Source organism: Streptomyces sp. TRM49041 (assembly GCF_008271805.1).
Classification (GTDB): domain Bacteria; phylum Actinomycetota; class Actinomycetes; order Streptomycetales; family Streptomycetaceae; genus Streptomyces.
Genome location: NZ_VSRY01000145.1, coordinates 110882 through 123180, shown reverse-complemented (window position 1 = coordinate 123180; position 12299 = coordinate 110882). Strand labels below are relative to the sequence as shown.

Sequence of the window (12299 nt, the reverse complement as noted above, 5' to 3'; positions counted from 1 at the left end):
TCCGTTGAGGACGAGTGCGGCTCGGGCGATGTCGCCGATCCGGCTGGGGCTGAGCGTGACGTACTGGAGGGTCCGCCATCGCTGCTTCAGCTCGGCAGCGGTGCGCTCGCCCAGGGCTCGCACGTGCCGCACCAGGGTGTTGAACATGCGCGTATCGACGTGAAGTGCCTGTTCTGATTTGCCCTTTGGGCGGCGGACGGGGATGAGGATGCCGATGCCCGCGCCGATGTAGCCCTTGTCCGCCAGGGTCGGCAGGCCCTGTGCCGCCGCCTTGTACAGGGCGGGTAGGGCGTGGATGCGGGCGGCGGTGATGTCCGGGGTGGAGCCCGGCTCGACGTCGGAGACCCACAGCGGGGTGCCGTCCGGGGCCGACAGGAACTGGATGCTTCCGCCGAACGCCTTGTGCTTCTGGCTGAACCACAGGTCGTTGCCGGCTCTGATCTGTTCGGCGGTGGTGTGGCGGAATCGGTCGAGTTCGACCAGTTCGAAGCGGTGCTCGGTCTGGGTGACTTCCAGGCCGTGGATGCGGGTCGACTCCAGCTGAGGCATGACCCACTGGGCCGTCGCCTTGTCCCACTTCGCCTCCCGCAGCAGTCCGGTGGCGGGGATGTTGACGCCGGTGAGGATCAGGGTGACGTCCAGGCTCATGAAGGCCCGCATCAGGTCCAGGACGTCCTGGTCGTCCGAGCGGTGCATCCGGAGTCGGCTGATGTCGTCGTGGACGAGGACCTTGACGCCGTGGTCTGGCAGGGAGTCGGCGACCAGGCGGACGAGCTCGGGGAGGGTCGCCCGCCTGCGGAAGTCGGCCCGGAAGAAGTTCAGGATCGACACGCATGTGCTCTTGGGTGTCGCGGTGACCGGCGTCGAGACATATACGACCGGCGCGTGCAGGTCGACGGTCCCCTCGATGGCGCCGGGGATCAGGAAGTCGTGCAGTTGAAGCCACTGGTCCTCGAAGGCGGCGGTGGCCGAGCAGACCGTGGCGGTCTTGCCGTAGTTCCCCCAGCCGCTGACCATGATTCCGGCCAGGGTCGGGGCGTCCTGCTTGAGTGTGTTGACGTTCAGCCGGCGCCGGATCAGCCGGGTGACCTTCTCCTGCATCGGTGTCCGCTGCAGCGCCAGGTTGACGGTCGTCATCCTGCGTTAGAGGTCGTAGTCGGTGCGTCGGGCGGCCGGGACGATCCGCCATTGGTCCGGGGTCAGCGCCGGCGGCGGGACGAGCCGGCCGCGGTGAGCCCGGTAGTGCTGCCAGCCCGAGTAGGTGTCCCGCTGAGGACGTCCTCCGAGGATGAGTTCGGCCATCCGGGGCCGGGGCGGCAGGCCGACCAGTGGATCGCCGGGGTCGGGGACATGGCTCACGCGTTCTCCTCGAGGAGGCCGCCATCGTCGATGTTCTTCAGCACGGTGCGGCAGTTGCCGATCAGGGCCTCGACGATCTCCCGCTCGGCCAGCCGGATCTCCTCCAGCTCCTGCTTCGCCTTCTTGACCTTCGTCGCCACCCGCTCGCAGAACATCGTCGCCAGGTCGTCGCGGACCCTCATCCGCGCCTTGTGCTCCAGACAGGCCACCAGCGCGATGCACTTGACGGGCCGGTAGTCCCGCAGCTCCGCCACGTCGGCCGCGTCCGCCTCCCCGGCGAAGTCGGTGACCTTCCCCGCGGCCACCCCGTCCATCCACACGTCAGGTTGGGGCGGTGTCCGTAGCGGGACGGCTGGGCAGCACTGCCTCATGGCCTGCGACCTCTCGGGCTACAGCCGTAGCGTGCGGCGCAGAGCGACGGTGAGTTCGTCGAACTTCTCCTCGCCCGAGGCCGCATTCGAGCGTGCGGCGTCGGTCACGCAGTGCCGCACATGGTCGTCGAGCAGGCCGAGCGCGACTTCCTGCAGGGCTCGGGTGACGGCGCTGATCTGGGTGAGGATGTCGATGCAGTACCTGTCGTCGTCGACCATGCGGGTGATCCCGCGGACCTGGCCCTCGACCTTGTGCAGGCGGGCGAGGTGGTCGCCCTTGTGGTCGGCGTATCCATGCCGTGCTGCGCCCGGTGCCGGTGCCTGTTCTGAAGCGTTTAGGTGGTCGGGGATGTTGGTCATCTGCTCTCGCCTCGTTCGTGTGCCCCTCCCGCCGCCGTCGTGCGATAGCGGTCCGGGTCGGCGTCGAAAGCTGCCGCGCAGTGCGCGGAGCAGAAGAAGTAGCTGTCATTGGCGGTGTCGCGCCGTTCGGCGGCGGTCGCCGGGTCCAGGTGCATGCCGCACACCGGGTCCACCGCCATCGCCTCGGTGTGCTGCTGGTGATCCTTCCCGGCCCCGGGCCGACCGTGGGGCGGTCCGCCACTGTCCGTGGTGGCCTCGGCGCCGGCCTGGTCTGCAGCGGATTCGACCCGGGGCTCGACAGGCTCCACCGTGGCCGGCGGCAGCGGCACCGGGTGCCAGCGGCGCAGGCGGGATGCGTTGGTGACGACCGACAGGGAGGACAGGGCCATCGCGGCGGCGGCGATGATCGGGCTCAGGCGGATGCCCCACACCGGGTAGAGGGCTCCGGCCGCGAGAGGAACGCCGACGGCGTTGTAGACGAGGGCGAAGAACAGGTTCTGCCGGATGTTGCGCATGGTGGCGCGCGAGAGGCGGATCGCGGTGACCACGCCGGTCAGGGAGCCGGAGATGAGGGTGATATCAGCTGCCTCGATCGCGACGTCGGTGCCGGTGCCGATCGCGAGTCCCACGTCGGCGGCAGCGAGAGCGGGGGCATCGTTGATGCCATCTCCGACCATACCGACCGTACGGCCCTCTCTCTGTAGGCGTCGGATCTCGTCCGCCTTGTGCTCGGGCAGCACCTCGGCCAGTACGCGGGTGACGCCGACCTGGGCGGCGACGGCCGCGGCGGTACGGGCGTTGTCGCCGGTGAGCATGACCACCTCGACGCCGAGGCGCTGCAGGGCGGCGACGGCCTGCGCGGAGTCGTCCTTGACGGTGTCGGCGACGGCCAGGATGCCGACGGGCCGCCCGTCGACGGCGGCGAGGACCGGCGTCTTGCCCTGGGCCGAGAAGTCCGCCGCGACGGGGGCCAGAGCGGAGGTGTCGATGCCGCTGTCGCGCAGCAGCCGAGCGGTGCCGATCAGGACGGTGTGGCCGTCGACGGTGGCCCGTACGCCCTTCCCGGTGACCGAGTCGAAGCCGGTCGCCGCGGGCCAGGACAGGCCGCGCTCCCGGGCGCCGGCGATGACGGCCTGGGCGAGCGGGTGCTCGCTGTCCGCCTCGGCCCCCGCGACCAGGCTCAGCAGCCCGGCCTCGCTGATGCTGTCGGTGGTGTGGACGTCGGTGAGGACGGGCTTGCCCGCGGTGACGGTGCCGGTCTTGTCCAGGACTACGGTGTCCAGCTTGTGGGCGGTCTCCAGCGCCGCGGCGGAACGGATCAAGATGCCCGCCTGGGCGCCCTTGCCCGTGCCGACCATGACCGACAGCGGGGTGGCGAGTCCCAGGGCGCAGGGGCAGGCGATGATCAGCACCGCGACCGCAGAGACCAGGGCGAGCGTCAGGGCCGGGGCGGGGCCGACGGTGAACCACAGAGCGAAGGTGACGATCGCGATGGCGATCACGGCGGGCACGAAGTAGGCGGAGACCGCGTCGGCGAGCCGCTGGATGGGGGCCTTGGAAGCCTGCGCCTGCCGCACCAGGCGGATGATCTGGGCCAGCATCGTGTCGGCGCCCACCTTGGCCGCTCGTACCCGCAAGGAGCCGGTGCCGTTGACGGTCGCGCCGATCACCGTGTCCCCGGCCCGTTTGGTGACCGGCATCGGCTCGCCGGTGACCATCGACTCGTCCACCGGCGAGGAACCCGACAGCACCTCGGAGTCGACCGGTACCTTCTCCCCGGGCCGGATCACCACCTCGTCGCCGACTGCCACGTCCTCCAGCGGGATCTCGGTCTCGGTGCCGTCGCGGACCACCCGGGCCGTGCGGGCCTGCAGGCCCAGCAGCGCGCGGATGGCCTCGCCGGTGCCGGCCTTGGCCCGGGCCTCCAGCAGCCTGCCCAGCAGGATCAAGGTAAGGATCACCCCGACCGCCTCGAAGTACACCTCCCGCACGTCCTCGGGCAGCAGAGCGGGGGCGAGCGTGACGATCAGGCTGTATCCGTACGCGGCCGTGGTGCCCAGCGTGATGAGGGAGTTCATGTCCGCGCTGCGGTGGCGCAAGGTGAGCCAGCCGGTCGAGTGGATGGGCCAGCCGGTGTAGAGCATCACGGGTGTGATCAGGGCCAGTTGCAGCCAGTGGTTGAGCATCCATGCGGGCACCCAGTCGGCGCCGAACAGCTCGTGCGCCATGACGGCGAAGAGCACCGGGGCGGTGAGCACGGCGCCGACTGCGACCCGGCGCGTCAGGTCCGTGATCTCCGCGCGCCGCTCGGCGGCCTCCGCCGCTTCCGCGTCAGCCCCGGTCTCCCCGCCGCTCGCATGTTCCGCGTCGGTGGCGGCGGCCGTTTCCTTGCCGTCTCCGTCCAGGGTGACTTCCGTGGCGCCGGAACCGTCCGCCGGCTCGACGAGCAGCATGCCGTGGATCATGTTCATTCCGCAGGCGAACCCGAACGATCCGACCTGATCAGGATCGACCCGTACGGTGGTGCGGTTGAAGGCCGGCAGTCCGGTGCTGACGCGCAGGTCGGGGAAGACGACGCGGTTGGTGCACTCGCCGGACTCCTGCCGGTCGAAGACCAGCTCCACCGGAATCCCCTGACGGACCCGGATGACATCGGGGCTGTAGCCGCCCCGCACCGTCACCTCGACCCGCTGCACCCCGCCGTCCAGGCGCGCGGCACGGACCCGGCGCGGGCCGAAGAAGAACCACCCCAGGCCCGCGATCAGCACAGCGGCCAAGACCACTACGACAACAGCGGCAACACTCATGGCAATGGCCTCCCTGCGTGTTCACTCCCTCCAGCCTCGCCCCTCGCTACCCCAACCAGGTAGGGGCTGAACGGTCCCGACGCAGGGGACCGGGTGGTCCTGTGCATCCGGTCCGGCAGGGGCGATCGTGGTAACGAGAGAACACCGACCGGACGGCGGGGCTCCGTGCCCGCAGCCCCCGAATCCGGGGAAGTGAATCGCGATGATGTTCTGGTTCGACCGCGATATGAGCGGCTGGGGCTGGTTTGCCATGTCGGCCAGCATGATCCTTTTCTGGGCCCTGATCATCACCGTCGCCGTCCTGCTTTTCCGCGCATTGAACCGCGCCCCCGACCACACCCATGTCTCCGCTTCGCCCTCGCCCGAGCAACTGCTCGCCGAACGCTTCGCCCGCGGCGACATCGACGAAGAGGACTACCAGCGGCGCCTGGCCGCCCTGCGCTCCTCCGGGCCCGCCAAACCCTGATGCCCCTCCCACGGAGGAGGACCGGCCATGAAGAACAACAGGAACTACGGCCTGTACGCGATCGCGATCGCGATCGCCCTGGTCGGCGCGCTGGCGCTCGGCGTGCCCGTGGGCACCCTCGCCATCCTCGCCATCGTTGCCGTCTGCCCGCTGATGATGTTCTTCATGATGCGCGGCATGCACGGCGGCGACGACATGCACGGACATGGTCACGATGACGCGCCCAAGGACCGCGACCCTCACGACCACAAGCCCTTCCGCTGAGACAACCGGCGAGATCAGGGACGTGGCGGCCTGCAAGCACTGACCGCGATCTTGATCGGCGCTCTGATCCTCGCGGCCCTGGCCTACGACATCGGCCGCCTGGTCACACCCCGCGAGAGCCGATGCCCCCCTTTGGCGCGGCTGCGGGGCCGCCGTGCCGCACTGGAGGCCGCCGAGAGCTGGTGTGCGGGCCTGCGGACGCACGAGCGCATCGACGCGGCCGCGTACCAGCGGCGCATGAGCGGCCTGGCCCGCGGACAGCGGACACTGCCCCGAGGAGGACGTGATGGCTGACGCCGCATACGGCCTGTGGCCGCTGGTCGTGCTCAACACGGCACTGTTCGTCGTCTTCGCCGTCAGCTTCTTCCACCCGAAGACCAAGCGGGACTGGCGCGCCATGGGCGCCTACAGCGCCTTCCTGGTGGCGTTGTTCACCGAGATGTACGGCACCCCGCTCACCGTCTACCTGCTGGGCAGCTGGCTCGGCAACCAGGTCCCGCTCCTCAAGGACACCCACGCCGGCGGGCACCTGTGGAACGACCTGACCGGCTGGAGCGGCGACCCCCACCTGAGCCCATTCCACCTGGCCAGCTACGCCGCCATCGGCGTCGGCTTCTGGCTCATCGCCGCCGCCTGGAAAATCCTGCACGACGCTGCTCAGCACGACAGGCTCGCCACCACCGGCCTCTACGCCTGGGTGCGACACCCTCAGTACGACGGCTTCCTGCTCATCATGATCGGATTCCTCCTGCAGTGGCCCACCATCCCCACCCTGATCATGTTCCCGGTCCTGGTGTACGTGTACGCGCGCCTGGCCCGCAGCGAGGAACGCGAGGTCGCCGCCCGCTTCGGTGAGCAGTGGACCGCCTACGCCGCCCGCACGCCGGCCTTCGGGCCGCGGCGGCCCGGCAGGGACATCCCTGCCGGGCACGAGCCGGGGCCGCCGCCCGAGGCGGCCTCCCGACACGCTGACCCCGGGAGGAGCTGATGACTGGACTACCCGTCCTGGTCCAGGCAGCGATCGTGGCCGGCGTGCTCGCCGGGATCGTGCTGCTGCTCCTCGTGCTCGCCCGCATGGACCGCCACCGCCCACCCCGCGGCCCCGGCAGGAGGCGATAGACATGGCTGCAGCCCTTGTCCTGGTCTGGATCCTAATCACCATCCAGGTCCTGGCCGTCGCGGCGTGCGCGATGCTGCTCGCCCGGAGCCACCGGCGAGACGCCTCGCGTCTGGCCCGCACCCTCCACCGCACCGCCCCCGCCCTCCTGGCCGCCGGCATGCTTCCCCTTCCCGCCCTGCTCGTCGCCGACGCGCCCGCCGTGGCCTGGGGACTGTGGGGCGCATGCACCATCGCCGCCGCCCTGGCCCACGCCGTCGGTGACACCTTGCGCGACATTCCCAGCCCGCAGGCGGCAACCCCAGCCGGGAGCGGGCCATGACCAGCCACAACCCGCACAGAACACGATCAGACTGCCGGGAGGGGAAAGCGCCCGGACAATGGAAGAGAAGCGATTCCGGCGGTGACCTGCGGCGGGCCGGTGAGACGGCCGCGCGGTATGTCTCGGCCGATCCCTCCTGCAGGCAGAGACTGAGAGGAAGGCGGTCGCCATGACCAGCATCACCCAACGCATCGCCACACTGTTCCGGGTCAAGGCGAACAAGGCGCTGGACAAGGCCGAGGATCCGCGCGAGGTCCTGGACTACTCCTACGAACAGCAGCGGGAGATGCTGCAGAGGGTGCGGCGCGGGGTGGCCGATGTGGCGACCAGCCGCAAGCGGGTCGAGCTGCAGATGAGTCAGTTGCAGCAGTCCGCGGGCAAGCTGCAGGGCCAGGCGGAACAGGCGCTCGCGGTGGGGCGCGAGGACTTGGCCCGCGAGGCGCTGGCCCGCCGTACGGCAGTGGCCTCGCAGATCACCGATCTTGAGGGCCAGCACGCGTCGCTGAAGGAGCAGGAGGACAAGCTCACCCTTGCCACGCAGCGCCTGGAGGCGAAGGTGGACGCGTTCCGCACCCGCAAGGAGACCATCAAGGCCGGCTACACCGCGACCGAGGCCCAGACCCGTATCACCGAGGCAGTGACCGGCATCGGCGAGGAGATGGGCGACGTGGGCCTCGCCATGCAGCGCGCCCAGGACAAGACAGAGCAACTCCAGGCACGCGCCGGTGCGCTGGACGAGCTGATCGCCTCCGGCGCGCTGGACGACGCCACCCTGCCTGCCGGACGTGACGACATCCAAGCCGAACTCGAACGCGTCACCGCCGGCAGCGACGTGGAACTCGAGCTGGCCCAGATGAAGGCGCAGCTCCCGGCGTCCGCGGCTGCGCCGGCCGTCGAAGGCGGCGGGACCAGGCAGGCACCGCCGGACCAGGAGGCGACGTCATGATCATGCGGATTCTCGGCGAGGGCCAGTACGAGATCACTGAAGAACACCTCGGCCGGCTCAACACATTGGACTCCGCCCTGCAAGCGGCCGCCGACGCGGGCGACGAGGCGGCGTTCGCCGCCGCCCTGTCGGCCCTGCTGGACGCGGTGCGCAGCCTAGGCACACGGCTGCCGGACGAGCGGATCACTCCGTCGGACCTGGTACTTCCCGACGAGGACACCAGCCTCACGCAGGTGCGCGAGCTGCTCTCCGACGAGGGCCTGATTCCCGGGTGAGTGTGTGATGCGCAGCCGCTTCGAGCCCGACCGGCAGCTGACCGCCCGCATGGTGGTCACGATGTTCCTCCTTGGCCTGCTGTACGTGGTGTTCATCGCCGCGCTGATCGCGCTGCTCAAGTCCGTCGTCCTCGTGGTCGTCATCGCCGCCGCCCTGCTGGGCGCGCAGTACTGGTATTCCGACCGGATCGCCCTGTACGCCATGCACGGGCGCCTGGTCACCGCCGAGGAGCAGCCGCAGCTGCACGGGGCCATCGACCGGCTGTGCGCGACCGCGGACATGCCCAAGCCCAGGGTGGCCATCTCCGAGATGGACCTGCCCAACGCGTTCGCGACCGGCCGCAACGCCAACCACGCCGTCGTCTGCGTCACCACTGGACTGGTACGAAGACTGGAGACCGAGGAACTCGAAGGTGTCCTTGCCCACGAGCTGTCCCACGTCGCGCACCGCGACGTGGCCGTGATCACCATCGCCTCGTTCCTGGGCGTGATCGCCGGACTCGTCGTCCGATTCGCCTTCTACTCCCAGCTCTTCGGCGGACGCGACCAGCGCGACCAGAACACCGCCGTCGTCTTCATGGCAGTGATGGCGGTCTCCGCCCTCGTCTACGCCGTCAGCTTCCTGCTCATCCGGGCCCTGTCCCGCTATCGCGAACTGGCCGCCGACCGCGCCGCGGCCATGCTCACCGGAAAGCCCTCCGTCCTGGCCTCCGCACTGACCAAGGTAAGCGGCGACATCGCCCGCATCCCCACGCGGGATCTGCGCACCGCCCAGGCGTTCAACGCGTTCTTCTTCACTCCGGCCCTCGGTCCCGGCACGGCGGTGGCGAACATGTTCTCCACCCACCCCTCCCTGGAACGCCGTATCGAGGCGCTCGCGGAGATTTCCGCGCAGCTGGGCGAGGCCGGCGGCGAACCGCACGCCGGGGCCTGAGGAGTAAGGAGCTGGTGCCCATGGGATTCCTGGACGTCCTGTTCGGCCGGAGCAAGCCGGCCAAGCCCGACCTGGACCAGCTCTTCGCCCTGCCCTCGGCCGCGATCACCCTCCAGGCCGCCATCGGCTTCACACCGACCGGAGCAGGCTCAGTATGCTTCGCCGCCATCGAGGGCGGGGCCTTCGCCCAGGTGCAGCAAGAGGTTCGCGCCCTCCTCGACGCGGACTCCGAACGCGGCGGCGGGCCGGTGGAGTTCATCCGCGACACCTACGGATATGCATGGCTGCTCTCCGGCCGCGCCCCGAACGAACTGCCCGCCCTCGTGAGCGACCTCCACGCGGTGAACACCGCCCTGCAGGACAGCGGCTTCGGACCCCACCTCCTCTGCTCCCTGGTCGCCTTCCACGACGCCAGGCTGCGCCCCCTCGCTCTCGTCTACCTCTACAAGCGCGGCACCTTCTACCCATTCGCCCCGCGCCCCGCGCCCCGCGCCCCGCGCCCCGGCAACAAACGCGACAACCCACTGGAACTCCAGGCCAAAGCCGTGCTCAAGGACGACCCGCGGATCGAGCAAGACTTGACCCGCTGGTTCCCGCTGTGGGGCGCCCCCGGCCTTTGACCAGGGGCCGGCCGGCCCATCCGATCCGGGGAAGTGAGCCAAGTGACAGAAGCCGACGCCCGACCCGAGGACGGGCCGCACACCGACGGTGCGGTGCTGACGGCGGCCGGGATCGAGAAGGCGTACCGCCGCGGCCTGTGGCCGGCCCGCCGTCGGATGCCCGTGCTGCGCGGCGTGGACCTGACGCTGGCCCCGGGTGAGGTGGTGGGGCTGGTCGGGGAGAACGGCTCGGGCAAGAGCACCCTGATGAAGATCCTCGTCGGGGCCTTGGCCGCCGACGCCGGGACCGTGCGGCGCAGCGGCCGATTGGGCTACTGCCCGCAGGAACCGGTCGTCTACGAACGCCTCACCTGCGATGAGCACTTCGAGCTGTTCGGCCACGCCTACGGCCTGTCCCCGGAGGCGGAGCGGCGCTCGCGCCGCCAGATCTTCAAGGCGCTCGGCTTCGAACGGTACGCCGCCACCCGCAGCGATCGGCTGTCCGGCGGGACCCTGGCCAAGCTCAACCTGGGACTGGCGCTGCTAGCCGATCCCGAGGTTCTGCTGCTGGACGAGCCGTACGCCGGCTTCGACTTCGACACCTACCTCAAGTTCTGGGATCTGGTGGCAGCGCACCGCCAGGCGGGACGTTCCGTGCTGATCATCAGTCACTTCGTGACCGACCAGGAGCGTTTCGACCGGATCGTCGAGCTGCGGGACGGGCAGGCGGTGGCCCGATGACCACAGCATTGCTCGTCCGCCGGTTCCTGACGGAGGCCGCCCGCACCCCGGTCAACCTGCTCGTGCTGGTTCTGGTGCCAGTGGTGTTCGTGGTGGTGGCCGCGGGGCCGATGGCGGACACCGCCGAACTGCTCGGCGGCCCCGGAGGTCCCGCGGTGCAGACCGCCACCGCCGGCTGGGCCGCCGCCTTCATCGCCGCCATCGCCATGTACTTCCAGATGCGCGCCGCCCACACCGCCGACCGCCGCATGGTCCTGGCCGGTCTTGCCCCCTCACGGCTGGTCGCCGCCCGACTGGCCACCGGGCTGGTGCTCGCGCTGCTGGCCGCCGCCTCCGCCCTGGTCGCCCTGTGGCTGCGTACGGGTATCAGCGACCCGGGCCGGGTGGTGGCCGGGACTCTGATGTTCGCTCTGATCTACCTGGCCATCGGCGCGCTCATCGGCGTTCTCGTCGCCAACCCGGTCAACGGCACCGTGCTCGTGCTGTTCGTCTGGATCCTGGACGTGTTCTTCGGTCCCGCGATCGGCGCGGCGGACCGGCCCGTCACCCGCATCCTGCCGACCCACTTCGTGACCCTGTGGATGATCGACCTGCCCTCCCACCACGCCGGGCAAATCGGCGACCTCGGCTGGGCCCTGACCTGGGCAGCCGTCGCGACCGCCATCGGCTGGACGGTCATCACCGCCACCAGCCGCACCGCCCGGACCCGCCACCGTGCCCGGCCCGGCTCGGCCGCCGGCCAGATCGCGGCAGGGGTGCGCATGGGCCTGCGGGAAACCGGGCGCAACCACGTGCTCTGGGCGCTGCTCGTGGCCGTACCGGTCGTCTTCGTCCTCCTCGCCGTGGCCACCACCCCCGACGAGTCCACCTCGCTGACCGTGCGCGAGCAGGGCCACGCCCTCGCTCAGCAGGTCTGGCTCCCCGACGTCCACGGCGGCACGATGGCCCCGGTCGCCATCGCCTCCCTGGCCACCCTCGCCGGACTGTTCACCGTCCTGGACGCCAGCTCCGGCGACCAGCGCCTGGCCCTGGCCGGCTTCCGGCTCGGCAGCCTGCTGGCTTCCCGGCTGGCCGTCGTCACCCTGCTGGCGCTGCTCGCGACCGCCGCCTCCCTCGCCGTAACCGCGACCGTCTTCGACGCCCGCCAGTGGGGCCTCTACATCACCGCCAGCGTGCTCATCGCCCTCACTTATGCCCTCGTCGGCGTCCTGATCGGCCCGCTGTTCGGCCGCGTCGGCGGTGTACTCATCGCCTTCCTGGTGCCCTTCCTCGACATCGGCGTCGAACAGAGCCCGATGCTGCACCCCCAGCCGCCGGCCTGGGCTCACGCACTGCCCGGCTACGGCCCCGGCCGCGTCCTCATCGACGCCGCCGTCACCCCCACCCTCGACGAAACCGGCGCACTGCTCCTCTCTCTCGGCTGGCTGGCCGCCCTCACCGCCGCAGCGGCCGTCATGTTCCGCCGCACCGCCGTCCCCGCCCGCTGACCTCCGCGTCCGCCTCAGGCACGGCTCCATGGCCTTCGGGTGAGCCGATGAGGCGGATGGCGGTACTGCCCTGGCGGGCGCCGTCCTCGGCGGCGACGCTGAGTGCACGGCGCTCACCAGCCGCACCCAGAGCAAGCAGCCCCGTCCGAAACGCCGCCCCGCATGTCACTCACCTCTCCGCGGCGGGGCCGCCGCCCTGGTGGGGGCCGCCTGTTCGCTGCTCGCGATGGCCGGCTGCTCGAACGGCGGCA

17 protein-coding genes are annotated in these 12299 nt (G+C 70.4%); 12 read left to right on the top strand and 5 right to left on the bottom strand.

Annotated features, from left to right (window positions below):
- From FVS66_RS36130 to FVS66_RS20220, 5 genes are all read right to left on the bottom strand, one after another.
- Nucleotides 1-1137: transposase family protein (locus FVS66_RS36130; RefSeq protein ID WP_262387102.1), on the bottom strand; the 1137-nt coding region annotated here is incomplete at its 3' end.
- 6 nt (nt 1138-1143) lie between these two features.
- Nucleotides 1144-1359 carry a hypothetical protein gene (locus FVS66_RS36125; protein ID WP_262387101.1) on the bottom strand — a complete coding sequence of 72 codons (216 nt, stop codon included), beginning with the start codon at nt 1357-1359 and terminating at the stop codon, nt 1144-1146.
- Complete coding sequence (locus FVS66_RS20230; RefSeq protein WP_149182591.1) at nt 1356-1673, bottom strand: hypothetical protein; 318 nt, start codon at nt 1671-1673, stop codon at nt 1356-1358. The genes FVS66_RS36125 and FVS66_RS20230 overlap by 4 nt, the downstream gene beginning before the upstream one ends.
- Before the next feature lie 75 nt (nt 1674-1748).
- Nucleotides 1749-2090, bottom strand: a complete 342-nt coding sequence (locus FVS66_RS20225) for a metal-sensitive transcriptional regulator (protein WP_149182590.1) — start codon at nt 2088-2090, stop codon at nt 1749-1751.
- Nucleotides 2087-4897, bottom strand: coding sequence for a heavy metal translocating P-type ATPase (locus tag FVS66_RS20220; RefSeq protein ID WP_149182589.1), 2811 nt, complete (start codon nt 4895-4897; stop codon nt 2087-2089). The genes FVS66_RS20225 and FVS66_RS20220 overlap by 4 nt, the downstream gene beginning before the upstream one ends.
- Before the next feature lie 202 nt (nt 4898-5099).
- Between FVS66_RS20220 and FVS66_RS20215 the strand changes: the two genes are divergently transcribed.
- The 12 genes from FVS66_RS20215 (at nt 5100) to FVS66_RS20165 (ending at nt 12048) form a co-directional block, all read left to right on the top strand.
- The gene (locus FVS66_RS20215) at nt 5100-5363 is read left to right on the top strand and encodes an SHOCT domain-containing protein (protein ID WP_187645611.1); all 264 of its coding nucleotides are present in this window, start codon (nt 5100-5102) and stop codon (nt 5361-5363) included.
- A 27-nt stretch (nt 5364-5390) separates the two neighbouring features.
- Complete coding sequence (locus tag FVS66_RS20210) at nt 5391-5627, top strand: DUF2933 domain-containing protein (protein ID WP_149182588.1); 237 nt, start codon at nt 5391-5393, stop codon at nt 5625-5627.
- 51 nt (nt 5628-5678) lie between these two features.
- On the top strand, nt 5679-5921 hold the full coding sequence (locus FVS66_RS20205; protein WP_262387100.1) for a hypothetical protein: 243 nt from the start codon (nt 5679-5681) through the stop codon (nt 5919-5921).
- Nucleotides 5914-6615: an isoprenylcysteine carboxylmethyltransferase family protein gene (locus FVS66_RS20200; RefSeq protein ID WP_149182586.1), complete on the top strand. Its 702-nt coding sequence runs from the start codon at nt 5914-5916 to the stop codon at nt 6613-6615. Before FVS66_RS20205 ends, FVS66_RS20200 begins: the two co-directional genes overlap by 8 nt.
- A complete protein-coding gene (locus tag FVS66_RS36120) occupies nt 6615-6746 on the top strand; it encodes a hypothetical protein (protein ID WP_262387099.1) in 132 nt (43 codons plus the stop codon). The genes FVS66_RS20200 and FVS66_RS36120 overlap by 1 nt, the downstream gene beginning before the upstream one ends.
- Before the next feature lie 2 nt (nt 6747-6748).
- On the top strand, nt 6749-7066 hold the full coding sequence (locus FVS66_RS20195) for a hypothetical protein (RefSeq protein ID WP_149182585.1): 318 nt from the start codon (nt 6749-6751) through the stop codon (nt 7064-7066).
- Between the two features lie 169 nt (nt 7067-7235).
- The gene (locus FVS66_RS20190) at nt 7236-8012 is read left to right on the top strand and encodes a PspA/IM30 family protein (RefSeq protein ID WP_149182584.1); all 777 of its coding nucleotides are present in this window, start codon (nt 7236-7238) and stop codon (nt 8010-8012) included.
- Nucleotides 8009-8287, top strand: coding sequence for a PspA-associated protein PspAA (locus tag FVS66_RS20185; RefSeq protein ID WP_149182583.1), 279 nt, complete (start codon nt 8009-8011; stop codon nt 8285-8287). Before FVS66_RS20190 ends, FVS66_RS20185 begins: the two co-directional genes overlap by 4 nt.
- Nucleotides 8288-8294: 7 nt before the next feature.
- A complete protein-coding gene (gene htpX, locus FVS66_RS20180; protein WP_149182582.1) occupies nt 8295-9221 on the top strand; it encodes a zinc metalloprotease HtpX in 927 nt (308 codons plus the stop codon).
- A 20-nt stretch (nt 9222-9241) separates the two neighbouring features.
- Nucleotides 9242-9841, top strand: coding sequence for a PspA-associated protein PspAB (locus FVS66_RS20175; RefSeq protein WP_149182581.1), 600 nt, complete (start codon nt 9242-9244; stop codon nt 9839-9841).
- A 42-nt stretch (nt 9842-9883) separates the two neighbouring features.
- Nucleotides 9884-10561 carry an ABC transporter ATP-binding protein gene (locus FVS66_RS20170; protein ID WP_187645610.1) on the top strand — a complete coding sequence of 226 codons (678 nt, stop codon included), beginning with the start codon at nt 9884-9886 and terminating at the stop codon, nt 10559-10561.
- The gene (locus tag FVS66_RS20165) at nt 10558-12048 is read left to right on the top strand and encodes an ABC transporter permease (protein ID WP_149182579.1); all 1491 of its coding nucleotides are present in this window, start codon (nt 10558-10560) and stop codon (nt 12046-12048) included. The genes FVS66_RS20170 and FVS66_RS20165 overlap by 4 nt, the downstream gene beginning before the upstream one ends.
- The last annotated feature ends 251 nt before the right edge of the window (nt 12049-12299 follow it).